The organism is Vibrio sp. 10N.222.49.C12, from assembly GCF_041475025.1.
Taxonomy (GTDB): domain Bacteria; phylum Pseudomonadota; class Gammaproteobacteria; order Enterobacterales; family Vibrionaceae; genus Vibrio; species Vibrio crassostreae_C.
Genome location: NZ_JBFRVF010000014.1, coordinates 61046 through 81925 on the forward strand (window position 1 = coordinate 61046; position 20880 = coordinate 81925).

The 20880-nt window shown below is 44.6% G+C and carries 17 protein-coding genes and 1 pseudogene; 7 read left to right on the forward strand and 11 right to left on the reverse strand.

Annotated features, from left to right (window positions below; translation table 11 throughout):
• The first annotated feature begins 150 nt into the window (after positions 1-150).
• Positions 151-1800, forward strand: a complete 1650-nt coding sequence (locus AB4583_RS04530; protein ID WP_017060608.1) for a DEAD/DEAH box helicase — start codon at positions 151-153, stop codon at positions 1798-1800.
• A gap of 555 nt (positions 1801-2355) precedes the next feature.
• Here AB4583_RS04530 and AB4583_RS04535 read toward each other — a convergent pair.
• Positions 2356-3885, reverse strand: coding sequence for a DUF3612 domain-containing protein (locus tag AB4583_RS04535; protein WP_372116583.1), 1530 nt, complete (start codon positions 3883-3885; stop codon positions 2356-2358).
• Between the two features lie 169 nt (positions 3886-4054).
• Here AB4583_RS04535 and AB4583_RS04540 point away from each other — a divergent pair, with 169 nt between their 5' ends.
• The gene (locus AB4583_RS04540; protein ID WP_017060610.1) at positions 4055-4651 is read left to right on the forward strand and encodes a malate synthase; all 597 of its coding nucleotides are present in this window, start codon (positions 4055-4057) and stop codon (positions 4649-4651) included.
• Between the two features lie 127 nt (positions 4652-4778).
• Here AB4583_RS04540 and AB4583_RS04545 read toward each other — a convergent pair whose 3' ends face one another.
• The 5 genes from AB4583_RS04545 to AB4583_RS04565 all read right to left on the reverse strand — a co-directional run bounded on the left by AB4583_RS04545 (position 4779) and on the right by AB4583_RS04565 (position 11082).
• Entirely contained in the window at positions 4779-5795 is a 1017-nt protein-coding gene (locus AB4583_RS04545; protein WP_017060611.1) for a GGDEF domain-containing protein, read from the reverse strand.
• 457 nt (positions 5796-6252) lie between these two features.
• A complete protein-coding gene (locus AB4583_RS04550) occupies positions 6253-6465 on the reverse strand; it encodes a cold-shock protein (protein WP_004740083.1) in 213 nt (70 codons plus the stop codon).
• Positions 6466-6823: 358 nt separating this feature from the next.
• Positions 6824-8101: a cytosine deaminase gene (locus AB4583_RS04555; RefSeq protein ID WP_372116585.1), complete on the reverse strand. Its 1278-nt coding sequence runs from the start codon at positions 8099-8101 to the stop codon at positions 6824-6826.
• Between the two features lie 9 nt (positions 8102-8110).
• Positions 8111-9349 (reverse strand): cytosine permease, encoded by a 1239-nt coding sequence (gene codB, locus AB4583_RS04560; RefSeq protein ID WP_372116586.1) that lies wholly within the window; start codon positions 9347-9349, stop codon positions 8111-8113.
• 680 nt (positions 9350-10029) lie between these two features.
• Entirely contained in the window at positions 10030-11082 is a 1053-nt protein-coding gene (locus AB4583_RS04565; protein ID WP_017070982.1) for an HlyD family secretion protein, read from the reverse strand.
• Here AB4583_RS04565 and AB4583_RS04570 point away from each other — a divergent pair.
• Positions 11081-11911: pseudogene (locus AB4583_RS04570) on the forward strand (helix-turn-helix domain-containing protein); the annotation flags it as partial. The gene AB4583_RS04565 and the pseudogene AB4583_RS04570 overlap by 2 nt on opposite strands.
• Before the next feature lie 10 nt (positions 11912-11921).
• Here AB4583_RS04570 and AB4583_RS04575 read toward each other — a convergent pair.
• Together AB4583_RS04575 and AB4583_RS04580 are read right to left on the reverse strand one after the other, a co-directional pair.
• A complete protein-coding gene (locus AB4583_RS04575; protein ID WP_372116588.1) occupies positions 11922-12842 on the reverse strand; it encodes an urea transporter in 921 nt (306 codons plus the stop codon).
• Positions 12843-12924: 82 nt separating this feature from the next.
• Complete coding sequence (locus AB4583_RS04580) at positions 12925-13584, reverse strand: pyridoxamine 5'-phosphate oxidase family protein (protein ID WP_372116590.1); 660 nt, start codon at positions 13582-13584, stop codon at positions 12925-12927.
• 90 nt (positions 13585-13674) lie between these two features.
• Here AB4583_RS04580 and AB4583_RS04585 point away from each other — a divergent pair, with 90 nt between their 5' ends.
• Complete coding sequence (locus AB4583_RS04585; RefSeq protein ID WP_372116591.1) at positions 13675-15132, forward strand: PLP-dependent aminotransferase family protein; 1458 nt, start codon at positions 13675-13677, stop codon at positions 15130-15132.
• 46 nt (positions 15133-15178) lie between these two features.
• Here AB4583_RS04585 and yjeH read toward each other — a convergent pair whose 3' ends face one another.
• On the reverse strand, positions 15179-16450 hold the full coding sequence (gene yjeH, locus AB4583_RS04590) for an L-methionine/branched-chain amino acid transporter (protein WP_372116593.1): 1272 nt from the start codon (positions 16448-16450) through the stop codon (positions 15179-15181).
• A 254-nt stretch (positions 16451-16704) separates the two neighbouring features.
• Here yjeH and AB4583_RS04595 point away from each other — a divergent pair, with 254 nt between their 5' ends.
• The 3 genes from AB4583_RS04595 to AB4583_RS04605 all read left to right on the forward strand — a co-directional run bounded on the left by AB4583_RS04595 (position 16705) and on the right by AB4583_RS04605 (position 18822).
• On the forward strand, positions 16705-17166 hold the full coding sequence (locus AB4583_RS04595; protein WP_017061781.1) for an Lrp/AsnC family transcriptional regulator: 462 nt from the start codon (positions 16705-16707) through the stop codon (positions 17164-17166).
• Positions 17160-18080, forward strand: a complete 921-nt coding sequence (locus AB4583_RS04600; RefSeq protein ID WP_017061780.1) for a LysR family transcriptional regulator — start codon at positions 17160-17162, stop codon at positions 18078-18080. The genes AB4583_RS04595 and AB4583_RS04600 overlap by 7 nt, the downstream gene beginning before the upstream one ends.
• 127 nt (positions 18081-18207) lie before the next feature.
• Positions 18208-18822, forward strand: a complete 615-nt coding sequence (locus AB4583_RS04605; protein WP_017061779.1) for a LysE family translocator — start codon at positions 18208-18210, stop codon at positions 18820-18822.
• Positions 18823-19215: 393 nt separating this feature from the next.
• Here AB4583_RS04605 and AB4583_RS04610 read toward each other — a convergent pair whose 3' ends face one another.
• Together AB4583_RS04610 and AB4583_RS04615 are read right to left on the reverse strand one after the other, a co-directional pair.
• Positions 19216-20379: a carboxylesterase gene (locus tag AB4583_RS04610; protein ID WP_017061778.1), complete on the reverse strand. Its 1164-nt coding sequence runs from the start codon at positions 20377-20379 to the stop codon at positions 19216-19218.
• 53 nt (positions 20380-20432) lie between these two features.
• Entirely contained in the window at positions 20433-20663 is a 231-nt protein-coding gene (locus tag AB4583_RS04615) for a hypothetical protein (RefSeq protein ID WP_017061777.1), read from the reverse strand.
• Positions 20664-20880 lie beyond the last annotated feature (217 nt).

A 20880-nucleotide genomic window follows, 5' to 3' on the forward strand; every position in this document is an offset into this window, starting at 1 on the left:
TGCGATTAGAATTTAGTTGCTGAATGGGGGGAAAAGCCTCAGAATACCGCGCTTTGCTCCGTATCAATGTATTTGATGAGCAAAAGCTGAAGCAACGCACTTTTTAACGTGTTGCTCATACTAAATGTTATTCAACTGAGAAAATAATCTATGAGTTTTACCTCCCTTGGCCTTTCTGAACCGATCCTTAAAGCTATTGAAGCACAAGGTTACGATAAGCCATCACCAATACAAGAGAAAGCCGTGCCAGCTGTCCTAACGGGCAAAGATGTTATGGCCGCTGCTCAAACAGGTACAGGTAAAACTGCAGGCTTCACGCTACCTATTCTTGAAATGTTATCGAAAGGTACTCGCGTACGTCAGAACCAAGTTCGTGCGCTCGTGCTAACGCCAACTCGTGAGCTTGCTGCGCAAGTGAATGGCAGCGTAGTGAAGTACGGTATTAACTTACCGCTGACTTCGACGGTAGTGTTTGGTGGTGTGAAGATTAACCCTCAGATGCAAAAACTGCGTAAAGGTAGTGACGTGTTGGTGGCAACACCTGGTCGTCTACTTGACCTATACAACCAAAATGCAGTGCGTTTTGACCAACTAGAAATCCTAGTGCTAGATGAAGCGGACCGCATGCTAGACATGGGTTTCATCCGCGATATTCGTAAGATCTTAGCTTTCTTACCTAAGAAGCGTCAGAATCTACTGTTCTCAGCGACGTTCTCTGATGATATCCGCAGCTTAGCGAAAGGCTTGGTGAACAATCCTGTTGAGATTTCAGTAAGCCCTGCAAACTCGACGGCAAAAACGGTTGAGCAAAGCATCTACCCAGTAGACAAAAAGAAAAAGAGCGCAATGCTAGCGAAGCTAATCAAAGATAACGATTGGCAACAAGTGTTGGTGTTCAGCAAGACGAAACACGGTGCGAACAAGCTTGCTCGCTTCCTTGAAGAGCAAGACATCACTGCTGCACCTATCCATGGTAACAAGAGCCAAGGTGCACGTACTAAAGCCTTAGAGAACTTCAAAACAGGTAAGGTACGAGTACTTGTTGCAACTGATATCGCCGCTCGTGGTATCGATATCCCGCAACTGCCTCAAGTAGTTAACTTCGATCTTCCTCATGTATCAGAAGACTATGTACACCGTATCGGTCGTACTGGCCGTGCAGGTGAAGTAGGTAAAGCGATTTCATTGGTTTGTGCTGATGAAGTGGGTGAGCTGTTCGGTATTGAACGCCTGATTCAACAAGTGCTAGAGCGTCGTGAACTGGAAGGTTTCTCTCCAGTAAATAAGTTACCTGAGTCTCGCTTGGATTCACGTCCAATCAAGCCTAAGAAACCGAAGAAAGCAAAACAGCCACGTGAACATGCTGATGGTCAACGCTCTGGTGATAACGCTCGCGGGCACAAGCCAGCAGGTAAGAACAAGCGTCATGTAGCTGGTAATGGTTCGGCTCCAAAGCGTAAGCCGACATCTGGTAAGAAACCTGCTGAAAACAACTCAGCTGCGACAACTGAAGATAAATCAGTAAGAAACAACGGCAGCAACTTTAAACGCGGTAGTGCGGGCAATAAACCTGCTGCAAATAACGCAGGTGCTCAGAACACTCTGAGCAAACCAAGCGGTGCGGGTAAATCTAACGGTACTGGTAAGCCAAACAACGCGGGTAAACCTGCAGGCAAACCTAAGAAGTCTGGTTACGGCGGTAGCTACGGCCCAAGCAAGTCGTCAAATAAGCCGACAAGCAACAAACCTTCGACAAACAAACCGTCTCGAAGCCGTTCTAAGCCAGCTCCTCAGAAGTAATCTTTTCTGAGATATTGAAAGAGCAACGAACATGAGTCGCTTTATAAAAAGGCGTCTCGTGGGTTAAGTTCTTTCTGTCATAGAAATCGAATAAGCGCGAATATTGAATCTCAATGTTCGCGTTTTTTTATGGGCGTTGTTTATGTTGAGTAACCGTATAGCTTGAGTAAGCTAGGGGAGGTTTATTGCTGTTTAAAGTGATTGAATCTAAGGGAAATATGACATTTTTGGGAAGGGTAATGAATCTTTAATTATTCATTAATAATAACATAATCACTAGCGTTTTTGTTGAATTTTGCAATTTGCAATTCCAGTTTGCAAAACAAACAAGGATATCCGGCCGATACGTGTCCAGATGCGTAGTAAATACGTGTTTTAAAAGTTGGCACGCATGCTGCATTAGTAATGGTGACCCTTCTTAAGCCGAGGGTCACCTAGCCAACTGACGTTGTTAGTGAACCTTTTTTGTTCACACAAAATATATGACCAATCACCCTTATTGTGATTGGTTTTTTTTTGCCTGAAATTTAGGTTCTATTTTTTGTTATTACTTTTTTACTCACCACACTTAGAGTAACAGCTTGGTTGGCGTGGGCATTCTCCACCTCTGGAGCAGATAAGCCTCGCCTCTGTCTCAATCCCACGTTCAATCCAATTTATATTTAGAATCTTGGCTATTGTCGTGAGATCTTTTTTGATGTTACGCGGAATTGCCACAGAGCCACCATTGTTAACGCATGACGCTTTAAGCTGCTCTGCTATGTCTCTTGAATTACCGCCTTGAGCATCAATCGCAGGGTTGAGATCTATACCAGCACACAACACACGATTGTTACCCGCAGGATCCGTCATATTGATGGATTCACAGCAGTAGATTCTTGGCTCATCACCCACGTTCAAAATGGAGATTTGAGCCGAGCTTCCCGCTCGAGGTTCTGATAATCGACGGAACACAGCCCAATGTTGACATGGGTCAGCGACCGTTCTCATATTTCCCCAAGGTAGCGGAATCCCGTTCCCGCGATATACCGCCTTGAGTTTCCCCGGCCCATAAGCATCAAAGTAGTGCCAGTGAGGGTAGGGCGATACTACAGTCATTCGACGCATCGCAACAGAGGGGGAAACCCCTGCTCTTTTGTGAACGTCGATTTCGTAACCAGTGCGGTCAAGTAGCTGCCTAAACGGGACTTTCGGGCACAGAAGTGCGCCAGCAAAGAAGCTGGATTCAAAGTCTCGCCATGCTTGAAGAATATCTTGGGAGTTGAGCTGTGAAGAGCCTGATACCTGGTTGTCGTCCCACGTGTTGTTGTTACCGACCGACAACACACTCTTTAGGCCTTCTTTGCTGTGCAGAATGCAATGACCGATATAAACCGAAAGGTCGTATTTCAGACGAGTTGGATACTCTTTAAGAATCTCGTTTAAGAAGATAGTACCGGGAGGCTCAAAGAAGGAGGTCACTAACTGCTTAGCGTTAATTCCGAGCTCATCGACGACGTCTTGCGGCGTGCGCGTCACCCAGCGGATGTTGATTCCTAGGCTTCTAGCGATGTCTATCAGGTCTTCTACGCTGAGGTTAAGACGTTTTAAGCCTACTTCTTCCGCAGCGCGCTCAAGGTCAGGGAAGTGGTTCTGGTTGCTCTCTTGGTGTGCTCGAATCAAGAGGTGCGCAAACTGGCGGCCTGAAATGCCCGTTTGTGACAGCATCTCAGGAATCGCAATTTGCAGGATGTCGTTTGAGAATAGGAAGCTCGGCTCGAGCGCCATGCCACTTATCCCACCACGATTCCCCTTATCAGGAGCAATGGCTTGTTGTTCAGATTCGTCGTCGAGGAACCACATCGGATTCTTCTGAAAGACCTGTGCAATCACTTCCAGCATATCGATGCTCGGAACCCGCTTTCCACGTTCAATCATTGAAAGGTAAGAAACGGAAGGAGCACATTCTGGGTCGATTCTAATACAACGCGCAGACAGGTCTTCCATCGTTAAATGGTTACGTTTTCTTAGGTTACGTATTTTCGTACCTAGGAAATGTGACTGACGAACTAAACTTTTTGACAAGGCCATATTTGTAAAATTCACATTGTAAAATTTTTGTTGTGAAATTGTATGTAAAAAAGCGCTAATCTACAAACTAAGCAATTCACAAAATGACAAATAAATTAAACGTTAGTTTGGAATAATTGCTCTAGGACACATTTTTGCTGTAGAAATCGGTGGTTATCACCGGACTGGTCAAGAGGGAAAGACTATGAATATGCTTACATTCGATAAAACAGAAATCCAAAAACAATCAAAGCCATTTATCGCTGAAGCTGTCTTTGCCGTGGAGACAATCAATGCTAATCAGCAAACTGAAAAGCAAGTGAAAGCAAAGCAGCTGCTTGATCGACTATTCCCACTAGAGAATGGCTCACATCAAGACGTAACCAGCTACGTAGTCGATTACCGCCATATTATGGCTTACTTTAAAGACGGTCAGCACAGCGGTCTGAAGCACCCTAAGCAGTTTGTAGCGTACATGGGTGAGAAGAACGACCCAGACTCTATCTTGTTTCGAGATGGCAGTGGCAGCCACCTAGAGGTGATGTTTGGTTGCCACAAAGGGACAGGTTGTATTGAGCTAGTAGAAATTGATGATATTCAGTTGGAATCATGCACCACGTTTGGCCAATCACCAATGGAAGCAACAACCACAATGCGTGAAGAGACCATTGCAGCGATGCGCCACTGGATCAGTTTGATTCAAGGTGACGCAAAGGGTAAACCAAAGGCATGCAGTGAAGATAAAGAGTTCAGAGCAAAGAGTGGTGAAGACTACTGCTTGAATTATTGCTTCCAGATCTAACGGTGAATCCTAGTTAGCTAAAGTAATTTATACAACTAAAGAAAAAGCCCCGAAGATAATGTCTTTGGGGCTTTCTAGTCTCAATACGAGCCGACTAATATGTCGATAAGAGCATTGTTGGTGTGTTTTACAAAGGCATGACTCGGTTACGGCCAAGTGATTTCGCTTCATAAAGTAGCTTATCAGCACGTTCAATCAGCGATTGAGCTGATTCGCCGGGTTCAAGTTCAGCGACACCAAACGATGCAGTGATACTGCCGACTTGTTGACCACTGCGGCGATCTTTAATCGACAGCTTTTCTAGAGAGCGACGATTGGTATCAGCGAGTTGACGAGCAATACGCAAAGACTTGTTAGGCACAATCAGCGCGAACTCTTCACCACCAAATCGATAGGCAGAAATACCTTCACGGCAACTTAACTTCAGCTTGCGAGCGATCGCTTTAAGCACCATATCGCCAAACAAGTGGCCATAGGTGTCGTTGAAATTTTTAAAGTGGTCGATATCGAGAAGAATCAGACACAAAGATTGTTGTGCTTCACACAGGGTTTCTATGTCACGGTCGAAAGAGCGACGGTTATAGAGTGTGGTTGTACTATCGAAAAGCGCATCTTTCTGAACTTCTACTAACTGGGTTTTTAGCTTGGTGATCTCTGAGGTTGCAGAGTTTAGCTGAGAGTTTAAAAACTGAGTAGAGTGACGAATATGACGGGATTCAGACACCAGCTGTCGAACTAAGGACATGACTTCATCAATAGATAGGCTTTCATTATCAACACGAGCCAAGTCCTCGAAGCTTTTATCGATCATGTCAGAAAAAGCGGAGGTGTCGGTCAGGGTGTCATTCATTGAATTGGAAACTTCAGAAACTAACAGTTCCAAATTAGCGCGAAGGTCATTGATATTGGTTTCGGATTTGCTGGCAACATAATTGTTGTATAGCTGCTCACCAACGGCAGGAGGACAAATACCGTAGTGTTCTAAAACACCATCCATGTCTTGAGTCAGCTGGGGAATAGCGTTATCGACATAGGTGTACCAAAGTGCGTAATTTGCAGGTGTCGTTGACACCCTGTTCTTCATCATAAGAGGCACCGCTTTTTTTAGATTTGCGGTGGATTTCTGAAATTCGTCTTTGTTCATTATTTTTACTGCAGATACCAAAACAACTAAGCCACTTGCGAACAAGGTTAGCGGATTTCGAAGGTCTTTGCTTTAAAAATTATATGATTAGTGGATGAGGGTTGGATAAATAACTCATTTTTATTATGAATATCGATTGCGTATTCATAAGTGTAATCTAATGGATTGTTCTTTAACCATATTTGGGCTTATCAAACTTTCGGCGTAGCGTGAGTTAGTATCAAAAGATTGCTGAGAATTAAGTGTTGTCTAGGGAAGTGCATACAAAAAGTGACGTAAATTGATCGTTGAGCTTTAACTGAGAAAGTCTAGGTTGAGGACGCTTGGCTGGTGATTTGCATTTGTTCAGAGTTTACGGGGGAAAGCCTGTATCGAGAGGGGAAATGTTTATAAGCAGGCATAAAAAAGCGCCGATAAAAATCAGCGCTTTAAAATTCTTTTTAGCTATAAGAGCTAATTATTGAGCAACAACGTTTGCTGCTTGTAGGCCTTTTTGACCGTTTTCAACTTCGAAAGAAACCTTTTGGCCTTCTTTCAGAGTTTTGAAGCCTTCAGAAACGATTGCACGGAAGTGTACGAATACGTCAGCGCCGCCGTTGTCTTGAGAAATGAAACCGAAACCTTTCTCTTCGTTAAACCATTTTACAGTGCCAGTATTTGTGTTAGACATAATTTGTCCCTTATTCATAAATTTTCTAAGTTGTTGATTGCATTTAATGCAATGCGCTGATAATTGAATTATTTAATATTGCTAAGAAATAAGGAAAAACTACTTACAAAAACGGGTAACGATTTTACATGTCAATTTTTTACTATTCATCTAACTTAAATAACTCCGGCTAACAGAGCGAGAGCATGTTAACACAGTCTTTTGAGATGTACACGCATTGCTTAAGAAATTTGTGCTTTTTTTGTCATACCGTGCGAATGTACAAGATTTACACTGATTTAGTGATAGTTTTGTCGCTTCGTCCAACACAACAAAAGGAAGCATCTCAGCTTCCTTTTGATCATTAGTATAGACGATATTAACGCTTAAAGTTGATATCTTCAGTTTGATCTAAATTTATTTTTGTTTTCGCTGGTTGAGTCTCTGCAATCACCTTACCGTGGCGTATTGAGTACTGCACTGGTACTTGGCGGCGTACTGCATCAAAGCCATTGTCAGCAGGAAGAATCAGCAAGCTACCTGGCTTACCTTCTTCGATACCGAAGTTGTCTTGAATGTTCAATGTGCGAGCAGAGTTCTTGCTGATCAAATCAAGTGAGTTGTTGATTTGGTCGTAGCCCATAACCTGTGTTACATGCAGTCCCATGTGCAGAACTTGAAGCATGTTCGCTGTGCCCAGTGGGTACCATGGGTCAAACACATCATCGTGGCCAAAACAAACGTTGATGTCTGCTGCTAGCATCTCTTTAACGCGCGTTACACCGCGGCGTTTCGGGTAATCGTCGAAACGGCCCTGTAAGTGAATGTTCACTAGCGGGTTTGCCACGAAGTTGATACCTGACATCTTCAATAGACGGAACAGGCGAGATGTGTAAGCACTGTTGTACGAACCCATTGCAGTGGTGTGGCTAGCAGTTACTTTCTCGCCCATTTCAAACTTATGAGCAAGGGCTGCTAATGTTTCCACAAAGCGAGACTGTTCGTCGTCGATTTCATCACAGTGAACGTCGATCAGACAGTCGTACTTGCGTGCAAGCTCGAACACATAATGCAAAGATTCAACCCCGTATTCACGAGTGAATTCGAAGTGAGGGATAGCACCGATAACGTCAGCGCCGATCTTCACGGCTTCTTCAAGCAACTCTTTGCCGTTAGGGTATGAAAGAATACCTTCTTGAGGGAATGCAACGATCTGGATTTCGACCCACTCTTTCATCTCTTCACGAACTTCAACCATCGCTCTTAACGCAACGAGTGTTGGGTCAGACACATCAACGTGTGTACGAACGTGTTGAACACCGTTAGCTATCTGCCATTTCAGTGTTTGCTTGGCACGAGACTTTACGTCTTCGATTGATAGCAGTTCTTTGCGCTCAGCCCAACGCTCAATACCTTCAAACAAAGTGCCAGAGATGTTCCAGTTAGGCTCACCAGCAGTTTGAGTAGTATCTAGGTGGATGTGCGGTTCACAGAAAGGAGTAACTGCAATGCCACCTTCAGCATCAAGGATGTCGCCTTGATGATTGATTTGCGCGCCATTATCGAGAATGCGAGAAAATTGACCATTTTCAATCAGAATCTGTTTCAAGCCTTCTTGGTCTTGAAGTTTCGCGTTCTTGATTAATAAGGTTGTCATAGTGTGTCCTTAAGCGGCCTGAGATTTCAGAGCTTTGTTGTTCAATAGAGGATTAAGCACGAGGTAACTGATTGCACCACCTAACACTGCGTTCAAAGGAACAACGCCAGGTAGGAAGTGACCAGCGGCTACACCTGTTGCTACCGCGATAATGCCAGCCCAGTTAACGGTTTGGAACTCTGCATTTGCAAAATCTTTGTAACGTTTACGGTTCGCGAAGAAGTCGGCGATGATTACGCCACCAATTGGTGGAATCGCCAGCGAAAGGAAGGTTAACCAACCAACGAAGTTGTTGTATAACCAAAGTGCGAAAATCGTACCGATAATGCCGTTAATGATTGACATTGTAGTACTTGAGCGACCAGTGATGTTAGATAAACCCAAACCGGATGCATAAAGTGCATTTTCATTGGTTGTCCAGATATTCAAGCCAAGCACGATGATGGCTGGAAGCAGCAGACCTTGCGCGACCATCACATCTGAAATATCAGCCTGACCGGTTGCTGCTGCTCCTGCTGCGCCGAAGATAAACATCAGCGAGTTACCGATGAAGAACGCAACCATAGTAATTAATACTGCGCTTGCTGGCTTTTTACCAAAGCGAACGAAATCGGCCGTTAACGTACCCGCACTTACGAACGAACCTACAACCATTGCAAGAGCCATTGAAAAGTCCATTGGCGTCTCTGGTTTAATAAGTTGCAATTGCTCTAGTCCACCAACACTGTCTACCGCAGTCAGTACTGAGTAACCACCCAGAATCGCAATCGCAGGCACTGCAATCGCTGAAAGCACCATTAGCGCTTGAATGCCGAAGTACACTGTACCCGTCATCAATAAGCCAGATACGATAATCAAGGTGTTGGTATCAATGCCCGTTGCTTTTTGTACTGGAATAGCAAACATCGCAACACCCACACCAAACCAACCGACTTGTGTACCACCAAGTAAAGCAGAAGGAAGCCATGAGCCTTTAGTACCGAAAGAGAAACGAGCAAGGAGGTGGGTAGAGAGGCCAGTAGATGAGCCGATGTAGCCAAGAAAAGAAGTGTAAATACCGAGGATTAGGTTACCGATGAGAACGGCGAGGAAGAAATCGTTGAATGAAAGACCTGTCCCGAGTGAACCACCTGTCCACATACTTGCAGAGAAGAAAGTGAGTCCAAGCATTACCATGGTGAGTGAAGCGACTCCTTTCCTAGCCGATGTAGGAACCGGCCCTAGACTGTAGTTATTATCAGCAGCCATTTTTTACCTCCGCAAATGATCAAAATTAAAATTAACGGTCGCCGTATTGCAGGCAAACTTGCGCATTATGGTGATATAAATCACATAGTCAATGCTAATTTTGTCAATAATTGCCCATAAAAACCAGTTATTGCAGTAATTATCTTGTAAAACATAGGGTTATTTTCTGTCTTTATTTAAAAAAAACAAATAGAAAACGTTTTCTATAATGCGTTGGTTATCTGCTGTTCTTGGTTGGCTGTGAATGCTTATTATTATACGTCTGAATGGGTGTCTGTATCGAAAAAGAGGGCGGTTGGCCAAACTGCAGGCAAAAAAATAGCCAATCGCAATAATCGCAATTGGCCTATATATTTTGTGAACAAGAATAGGTTCACTAACAACGTCAGTTGGCTAGGTGACCCTCGGCTTAAGAAGGGTCAATATATACATTGCAGTTAGTGTGCCAACTTTTAAAACCACGTAAAACGGCAGTTTTATAGCAATCTGGTGCGTATTTGAGCGTTTAATTTGCGTTTTTGAAATACCCAATTGCAAAATGCAATTGCGATTTGCAACTTTAGAGTGTTTATTCGTTTTTTGGGTTTGTGTTCTTTCTGGCGACGAATGGTGAAATAAACAAAAAGCCCGTGCGATCTAAGAGCGCACGGGCTTGGGTATTGTTTCACCAATAGGAAGTATTAGATGGAGTAGAAGAAGTACAGTTGAGACTTCATTCTAATGATGATCCCGCGTATTACGTCTAGGAACGCCATAAAGCTGATAGGCTTCTCACCGCTTACCCACGCTAATCCGACAGAGCCAACAGGAATATCGTAACCCTCTGCCTCATCAATTTTTAAACGAACAAAGTGGTGCTTGTTCTGAAGGTTTTTGCCTGTGGTAACACGAACCTGCTCATCGATACCCAGCAAACTTGCTTGCGCTTCACCAGTGGCTTCTACAATGCCTTCTACGGTTGCAGAGAACACTTTTCCTGGGTATACCGCTGTCGCAAATTCCGCAGGTTGACCGACCTTAATATTACGAATCGCTTGGTGGTTAACTCGCATCAGCACGTACTTCTCTTCGGTATACATCTGGATACGAGGCATCATTGAAACACGCTGACCTTCACGAAGAATAAAGTTCGTTACAAAGCCGTCAGTCGGTGCCGTGACTTTGGTGCTGTTCAAGTCCCATTGTGCTTGTGCCAGTGTTGCCTTTGCTGAATCGACCTCAGTTTGCTTCTTGCTCACATTGGTTTCAGCTTTGTGGATGTTCAACTTCGCATTCTCGGCATCGACTTCTTTCTTGCTAAGCTGAGATTCCAATGTCGTAACGTTATACGTCGCTAAGTCTACCTTTGCTGTTTGTTGGTCGATGTCAGTTTCAGTGATCGTATGTTCTACCACTTTGTTTTGCTTCTGGTAACGATCAAGCGTCTTTGACTGCAGTACTAAGTCTGTTTTAGCCGAATCTATTTGTGCGACTGAAGCTTTGATGTCTTCAAGCGCCGATTGATAGCTGACTTTTGCAATGCTCACTTCTTGACGAGCTGTGTCTAAAGCGACCTCTGCAGATTCAAGTTGAACGCTGGCTTTGTCTCTTGCGATGACATATTTAGTGTCATCAATTTCGTAAATTAGTTGTCCTTCAGTCACATCCTGGTTTGGGTCGATGTGGACTTTGGAAGTTTTTCCCGACACATTAGTTGAATCGGGACGCAGCTGAATATGTGGAGACTGAACCACTGAGCCTCCCGATATTATCTTGAAGCTGGCTGATAGAGTGGATATTGAAAGGCTAGGTCCTCTCTCTAACTGGTTTTTCTCGGGGCACGATCTGGCGTCGTCTATACGCCGAGTTAACATCGGGTTGCACTGTTTGCAGTCCGGGGCTTTTCTATATGGCGCTCAAGTCGGTAATTTCATCAAATGGTGCTACGACAATCCTGCTTATACTGAGGTGGGTAAAGTTCATGACTCAATTCGAGTTGCCATCTTTATGATGAAGATATTAAGGCGTTACTTGGGAGACGACTTTACTCCCGCAGCCGTCTCTATCGCAGGTTATCGCGAGAACACTCAACTCTATCAAGAGTATTTTGGGTGCAATATTCAGTGGGGCCAGCCACGAACTGAAATCTGGATACCAAGCCAGTCGAGGTTATCGAGCAATCAAGCCCCTTCTAGCGGCAAGATGAGCTTGGCAATGAACTTTCATGACTTAGATAATTACCTCAACATGCCTGATGCCGCGGATGAGCATAAGGTGACCTATGAGATGATCAATTACAGTCGCCATTTCGGCCTGCCAACACTGCATAAAGTGTCGAGTTTGCTTGGGTTATCTGAACAGAAATTTCAACGTCGATTGCATAACTTAGGCATCAACTTTTCTACCATTATGGGCTATGCGTTAAGTAATGTGGCGGTGGAGTTGTTGATGTATTCAGTGCCAATAGATAAAGTCGCGACGAGGCTCGGCTATACCAATGTCGCGAGCTTTAATCGGATGTTTAAGAAACATCGAGGTTTGACACCCAAGCAATATGTTGAGCGCCTAAAAACTGGCCTGTAACTATTCAGAGCTAACTTATGGTTCGTTTATGGATCAGGCTGGACAAGTAAACCATCCCCCAAGTACTCAAAATGAAAGGGGCGGTGAGTGGTAACAGTGACAGTTCATGAAAACCAAGTGTGATGAGACAGCTTAACAGCATGCCTAATAGGATTAACGGCCAACGGATTCGCGGATAGGGCACAAGTGCTAAAGTGGCAAGAATGGCGTTGTACCCGTAAAGACCTTGGGCTACCAGTTCGTTAGAAGCGCCAATCAACCCGCTAAATACGGTGCTAATTATTACTGCGAGCATAACCCAAATGGCATGCTTGATATTGTTGAGTGCGATGGCGACTAAGATAACGAGCCCCGACAACGCATTTTCGATGAAGCTGACTTGGCTTATCCCTTTTAACAACGGGATCACCACTGTCGGCAGGTTGAACCACGAGTTAGCCTCAATACTGATGAGTGGCATCAGTGCGGAATCAGGTGCAGAAAACGCTGACAGCTCAAAGGTTGATTGGATAATATAAATCAGCCAAGTGGTGAGGATAAAGGCGCTAGTGTAACCGCGATATTTCTCAAAACTGAATACGATGTGGGCAATCGGCACCGTGAGTAATGCACCTAACGCAGTCACTAAAGCCAATAATGGTGTCACACCAAAAAAGTTACCGATAAATAAACCAATCAAAGCGCCATTTAGCGCGTACATTCCACTATCAATGTCGTCAACTGACTTGTTGGTGTTGGTGTACATATAGCCATAGAAAGCTAATGCATAGCTGCAACTGGCGCCAAGTAAGGTAAGAAAAGCCAGCGCCAGTGACTCAATAGAAATGGCAAGCAACAGCAAAGTCGACGTAATGATAGACGGTGTGAAATAGACTTGCCCAATGCCATTGAGCAAGCCTTGAAACGGCAGAATATCCTTGTTCGTTTTCATCGTCTGATTACATTATTGAGTCATGTTAAATTTTTGTAATTCAGATTGTATACAATTTTATCAAGTTCACCATCTTCGAGTGTTAATTCTGATACCAGCGTTCACCATAAGCTTGTTGGTAATCTGGTGTTTCAATGATGCCTTCTTGTTCTGGAACGGTTTTTAACGGCCCAACAACAGTTCTATAGGGTAATACGCCAGCCCAAACTGGAATGTCCATATCGGCTTTATCATCATTCACTCCATGTTTACCAATCTTCACGGAAGCTTCTGTTAAAGGTATCGCCAACAACTCGGTCGCAGTGAGTTCTTTTTCATTACTGAGCCTCACTTCATCGGTTCTGCCCGGTGCGATTTGCTCAATAAAGATATTCAACAAGCGATCCTTTTCTTGATTGTCATCGATGACTGAAAATGACCCCAATACCACAGCAGAACGATAATGCGCACTATGATGAAATGCCGAACGAGCCAGCACCCAACCATCGAACAAGGTGAACGTTAAACAGGTTGGTTCTCCCTTTTTTAGTCCTTTTAGTAGGCGACTGTTTTTAGCTCCATGAATGTAGACTATATCACCCACTCGCCACGCGAGCATCGGGATGACCATTGGTCCTTGTTCGCCCTGCAATGCAATGTGTGCGATTAAGCTCTCATCAATAATTTGGTGCAGTTTCTCTTGTTCAAATACGGCTTTGTGAGCCCCTTTTTTAATCGTGGTTCTTTTCGTGTTAGATAACATAATCGCTCCTTAATCATTGCCTTTTGATTAATGTAGCGATTAACTGGTCTATTAAATAGAGCCACTTTTAAACACTATTTGGATCCAGTTATGCAGCCTATCGATGTCGGTGATCTACAGTTAGACGAACAACACGGCACGCGTCAAACCGCCTTGTTCCACGCGATCAGAGAGAAGATCGTTCAAGATTTATGGAGCAAGGGCAGTAAGTTACCTTCAACACGTAAGTTGGCTGTCGAGTTATCGGTGAGTCGAAATACGGTGATTTATGCGTACGAACAACTGGTTACTGAAGGCTATATCGAGAGTAAGCAAGGCTCAGGGTTTTATGTCTCGGTTGAACAACCAGAACACTTTCTAAGTTTGTCTAAGCCAAACAGTGTTCAGGATCCGAAGGTCAAACAAACAGTCAGTAAACCGAGTACAAACATAGCGACACCTAACGACATTAACCGCAGCTTTGCCCCAGGAGTTCCTGACTTAGATACGTTCCCTTTTGCGAAATGGCAGAGGTTGCTGCAACGTCACTCTACACGTCAGAACATTGCGGGCAATCAAGAGGTTCAGGGAAGCTCAGCCTTGAGGGAAGCGTTGAGTGGGTATCTTGCAAGCAGTCGTTCCGTTCATTGTAATGCCGACAGAATCATCATCACCGCAGGTGCGCAGCAAGCCATCTCAATCGGATTAATGGCAACGTTAGCGATGGGCGACAAAATCCTCGTGGAGGAACCCGGTTATCGACAAGTACATAAAATTATCGATCTGTTGAGACTAGAGTTAGAAGGTGTAAGTGTGCGTGAAAAGGTGGGGTTGGATATTGAGAAAGTGTTGGCCAGTAATGCTAAGGCTCTGTATGTCACACCGAGTAACCAATACCCAATGGGCACGACTTTAAATACTGAGCAGCGCCTTAAACTGATCGATTGGGCCAATCAACATCAGTCATGGATCATTGAAGATGACTATGACAGTGAGTTCCAGTTTGCTCATCGCCCTTATACCAGTATGCAAGGCTTAGCGGGTAAACTCGGGTTTGATGAACGAATCATTTATGTTGGTTCGCTGAGTAAAGTCATGTTCAACGGACTCCGCTTAGGTTACTTAGTGGTGCCAGAAAGTCTGGTGGCGAAGTGTCTTGAGATCAAAGACGCGCTCACTGGAGACACGGCGTCCCACACACAGGAAGCTTTGGCGGATTTTGTTCGAGAAGGCGACTTGCTGCGTCATATTAGAAAGATGCGTCGGTCATACAAAGTCAAGTATGAAGCGATGATAGAAGCGATTGAAAGCGAGTTTAACGGTGATCTTGAAGTGATCAGTCAGGCGGCAGGGCTACATGTGACCGTGAAGTGGTATCAAGGTATATCTGAACATGAGTGGAGCCGACGAGCTGATCTTCAAAATATCATCATTCGTCCGTTTGATTTTTATGAGTACGGTTCGAGTGATGCTCGTGATTGGAGTGGGGCGGTGCTAGGGTTTGGAAATATCCGTCTGGCTGAGATAAAGCCGAAGATCAAACAGATCGCTCGGCTTTTTTATCAGTGATATTGGTAGGTATCGTTTACAGCTTGTCGATTCATCATTTATCGAGTTACAACTTGTCGATAGAGACGGTGGGTTTACCTTTACCTAGCCACTTCCGCCAAGGGAGTGACAATGTCACAAAAACAGTCACAGCATAGAGCATCGACCAACTTAAACAGATAAACACCAAGGTACAGGTGACCAATGAAAGCATGGCAGTGTATCTAGATGCGCCTGTTAGTAATCGGCAAGCGGCTAACATTGCGAGCAGATAAACCAGAACAAAAATACCGTTGGCGAGCTTGAGAAAGAACTCAAGGTCTAAATTAGACAGCTCACCAATCACACACGAAATAAGCACGACAAAGCCAATTGCTAACGTTGGGTAGAGCGGTACGCCGCGGCTGTTCAGTTGAGCCATTCGACTTGCAGGGCTGTGTTGGCGGGCCTGAGCCCAGATCATCCGAGACAGGCTTTGTGTGTAAAGGTTTAGGCTGGCAAAGCAAGCAAAGAACCCCAGCACGCTGATGACGGTTTTGAAGCCATTACCAAACAGTTGTTCTGTTACCCAAGGGATGGATGCGGCATCGAATTCAGATGAACCGAAAGCACCCAGCTTAAGAATCACTACTGAACAAGCCCAGTACACTAGCCCCGCAACAAAACAGCCTGCAATGATGGCGATTGGGAAGTCACGTTGTGGATTTTTGAATTCCTCTCCCATGTGAGCAAAAGCTTCTATTCCGACAAAGCACCAAAACATGACAGCTAAAGCAGCGCCGATAGACCACATTGAATTGGATGAGATGGCAGGAAGAGCAACATCGGTTGCCGTGATGTCGGCTTTCCAAACAAAAGCGCTGACTAAGGCAAAAATCGACAATGCGATCACGGTTTGCAGTCGGCCAGAAGATTTACTGCCCATCAAATTGACGGCAATAAGCAGGGCGACGGTAAAGGATTGAGCACCAAGTGGTGTATCGAGAGGTGCGGGTAACAATTGTTGAGCAAAACCACCAGCCAGTGCAATGGCCGCTGGAATACCGACAGGAATAACACTCACAAACAACCACGCCACGCTTGTTTCTAATCGCTCGCTAAACGCCTGGCGCACAAAATAGGCAGTACCACCTGCATTCGGGTAGCGTTTTCCTAATGATGCGAAGGTCAGTGCAATCGGGCAAATAGCGATAAACAGGATTAACCAAGCGAGAAGAGACAACTGTCCTGCAATGCCTGCTGCGATCGCAGGGATCATAAATAATCCAGTGCCTAGCAAGGTCGTCGAGAGTTGTCCGATTCCTGAAATAAGCGTGATTTCTTGTTTGAGTTGTGTCATTCGCTCTCCTAGCTATTTGATTCTGGTCACGGTCTTCCAGTAACTTTCTTCTGGTGTGTGAGAAGTTATGATTGAGAGCATACATTGTTGACATCAATAATACAGCTAGCGAAACGTCGTAAGACACCGTCATTTTAACGGTATTAATCCGATTCAGTGTGAAAGTGTCGGCTGTCAGAATGGCTGTTATAAGTAGGAAAGTTGTGTCAAATTAGGCGTTATAAATAGAACAATAAATGAAAAGAATCAGAAGCATGGATAAATTTGATCGCCAGATTTTGGATATTCTCAAAACCAATGCACGATGCTCAGTGAGCGATATCGCCCGAGATGTCAGCCTCTCGCGCTCAGCGGTGAACGCCAGAATCAAGAAACTGGAAAGCGACAAAGTGATTACGGGCTACTGCGCTCAAGTGGCAGAACCCAACCAAACGAAGAATGTGTGCGCTTATATCTTGTTGAAGTTCGACATGTCGAGTAGTGACCATAGTTGTGAGTCTTACGCGAAACAAATCCAGAGTATTGATGAGGTGCAATGGTGCCACTCTATTAGCGGTGAGACAGATATGATGTTGTACGTGGAAGTGGAAAGCATGGAGAGCTTGAACCGAGTTCGCGATCAGCTGCAAAGTTACCCGGATCTTCGCCACTTAATGACTCATACGGTTTTGACCGAGTTTTTCAACAAACAGAATGCGACGGTGCATTCATGTTAGGCAATATCAACTTAAACCTACTGCGTTCACTGCATGTACTTCTTGAAGAGTGTCATGTGAGCCGTGCCGCCCAACGTTTGCATATCACACAATCCGCGGTGAGCCGTCAGCTCAGCCAGTTACGTGATTTGTGTGGCGACCCTTTGCTGGTCCGTGACGGCAACAAACTGGTGCCGACCAACCGTGCATTGCTACTCAAAGGTAAACTCGACGACCTGCTTGGCGAGTTTGACCACCTGTTAGATGATAAACCCTTCGAGCCGCAAGACTGGCAGGGTGAATTGGTGTTGTCTTCGAGTGATTATGTCGCTCAGTATATTCTTCCTGTGATTGTGGCAGAGGTGTCTGCTGAAGCGCCGAACATTAATTTGGCTTATCGATTGTGGCAGCCAAACTACCTTGAAGCACTGAACGAGTCTGGGATTCATTTGGCTTCCAGTATGTTTCCCACAAAGCCAGAACATGTCTCAAGTATCAAACTTGGTGAAGATAAGTCGGTGTGTTTGATGCGAAAGTCGCACCCGCTGGCTCAACAAGCGGTTTTGAGTGCAGAAGATATTGTTCACTACTCTCACATCAAAGTGACGGGTGGTGGAGATAAAGACAGTTACGCGGACATAGCATTGAAGAAGCAAGGGCTGAAGCGAAGAGTGGCTTTACAGGTTCCGTTCTTTTCATCTGCTGGTACTGTGTTATTGCAAGACGACTATCTGATGATCGTGCCAGAACATATCGCCTATAACCTAGGTCGACACCTCGATACTACCTACTTTTCGTTGCCATTTGATACGGAAATGCATACCTATTGGTTAATGTGGCATCCTAAATATGACAACGACTCTGCCCACAAATGGGCGCGAGAAAAAGCATTCCAAGCCATGCAAAAGTCGAGTTACAATATCAGTATGACTTGAAATCATAGGTGTGATGATAATCTTTGATTTCAAATAATACCTCCTGCGAATTATGGTAAGTGCCAAGTATTGAGTATTAAGCGTAGAGCGTTCAGCTGGAACGCTTTATTTTATTAGGAATGGAATGATGACAGTAACAATTTGGTTTTCTTTATTAGCGATTTGCTTGTTGGGTGCAATGTCTCCGGGCCCAAGCTTGGCGATGATCGCTAAACACAGTTTGGCTGGTGGCCGTATGAACGGGCTTATCGCAGCTTGGTCACACGCTGCTGGTATCGGTATTTATGCGTTCGCAACCATTGTTGGTTTAGCCGTTGTGCTTGAGCAATCCCCAATGTTATTTAAAGGTATTAGCTTAGCGGGGGCTGCTTATCTGCTTTATCTTGGCGTTAATGCGTTACGTTCGAAAGGTGGTGTTGCCGCGAAATTAGAAGCGGGTGAAAAGATGAGTTACATGCAGTCTGCTCGTGAGGCTTTCTTGATCTCTATCTTGAGCCCAAAGATCGCATTGTTCTTCATCGCTCTGTTTAGCCAATTTGTAGCGCTAGGTAATGAACTGACCAATCAAGTGATTATTGTCTCAACGCCGCTGATTGTCGACGGCCTTTGGTACACCTTTATCACCTTGGTACTGTCTAGCCCGTTGATTGTTGAACGTATTCGCTCGAAAGCTCAGTTGATTGATCGACTATCTGGCGTGGTGCTGATCCTGCTTGCTGTTCGCGTGGTGTGGACGATATAGCAGTAAACGATAAGAATAAGTAACTAGGGTCTGTTAACTTTTAGTGGTTAAATTTTGTTCGAGATAGAATCGTTTTAGGCGCGGCAAGGAGTATGTAGCCTAGTCATTCTAAGTTAATACTTCTTAACAAAGCATAAAACGATTCTAGCCGAACCCTTCGGGCAGCCTTTGTGGTTCATTTCTACTGCGTTATCGGCTTCTCATGTAGGCTAGCTACACTTCAAAGCCTCTGCCTTGTAGAAATTTCCCACAAAGTGCTGCAAAAATCAGCTCTAAAGGTCAACAGACCCTAGACGTTCACCAGAAACGACACTCATTAAAAAAGGCTCACTAGACGTTATCTAGTGAGCCTTTTTGATTTCTCTGGATTAGCTTTTGGAAGACTTGAGCTTATTAGCCTTCAGAGTTCAGTACGGCATCTAGCTTCGCCATCGAGTCTGAGAAGTAGGGGTTGTAGGTCAAACGCGCATGGTTCTTCCCTTCTTCACGATAGCCCCAAGCTGAGTACCAAACCTCACTGGTTGCATTGCATTGTTCTTCAAACCCTTCTGCCTGACCATTGGAGCAAATCTTCTCGCTACCATTGATTCCGTAATAAGGGTTGTTTGGTGAGAACAGTAAGCCCATGTGAGAGCCGTTCGAGATGCGTTGCTCTGGGATCTTCATGCTGTACTGAACAGCGCGAGGATCCTCGAGAGTCGTCTCTCCTTGCCAAACCAACACATTGTTTGGATTCGGCATAGATTCAGTAAAGGCTTGCTGAACGTAGTTGGTGTCAATCACGCTGTCGCCTTCACTCATCATAATAAAAACTGGTTTATCGAAGTGTTTATCTTGTAAGTCACCACGTACGACTTCTGATGTCTCGTAGTAAACCGATGCCCCATTCATTGGCAACGAGTTGTAACGCAACACATTGTCTTCAGGATCTTGATCCGCCCAAGTGACAAAGTAGCTTGCTAGTCCCGCGTATTGAACGGCAGACGAGCTCGGTTGAAACGCAGGTGAGAACAGCAGTAACCCAGAGATCTTTGGATCGTTCATCGCCTGTGAAGTCACGAGGTTCGCGCCGGTTGAATAGCCGCCTAGCCAAACAGAATCATACTCTTGCTCAAGTAACTTCGTATGATGAGCCACCACACCTTGCCAATCTTCTAGGCTCGGCTGCATTAAATCACCCACGCGACTGCCGTGACCCGGAAGTAATACGGTTCTCACTAAGTAACCTTGCTCTGCCAAATGGGTAGCGATGTCTTTAAATGAGTAAGGTGAGTCGCCTAATCCATGAACCAATAATACCGCCTTGCCGTTTGGCGAGGTTGGTTGATACTCGGTTGGTGAATTGAGTTGGATCTCGAGTTGCTTGTCTTCCGTCATGAACACGCGGTTTTTCAATAACCAATCTTGTGTGTCATTGACGTAGGCATCAAAGCTGTCTTGCTGATAGCTAGGCAAGTCTGGAGATGTTTCGTAAGCGGGTATCGGTGTCTCGTTGGAACAACCAACGAGACTTAAAGTCGTTAAGGCCAGCAGTGCTAGGAGGGGCTTTCTTTGCATTATGTAATCTTGTCTCTGTTGTGCTTTCACTATGTCTGAAACTAAAGTTTAGGTTACTTTTTGCTTGAAAGGTCTTCGTATTCACCTTCAATAACACCGGCATCATTGGTTGATGACTGACGAGTGTTCATATGAGCTGCGAAACCTTGTTTCTTCATTTGATTCTGAATGCGCTTGCCAGTAATTAAAGCTGCAATAGCTAAAGGAATAGCAAGGATCAAGCTTGTGAATAACGCCAAAAGGCCAGTAAACAATGCAACAATCGTAACTAATATATTTTTCATATTCATTCCTCTTTTTCTATGTTGTTACTTTATCGCTTCTATTCTGAACGAAACATGAACGCCGTTAATAAATCTCTGAGAGTCACTATGACACGGATGTGTGCTGTTAGGGAGTTTATATGTAGTCATAATCACGCACTAAAAACATGGAATAAAACTAAGTTTAATAAAATCAATATGTTAAAAGTTGGCACGCTTGATGCTCTATAGGGGTTGG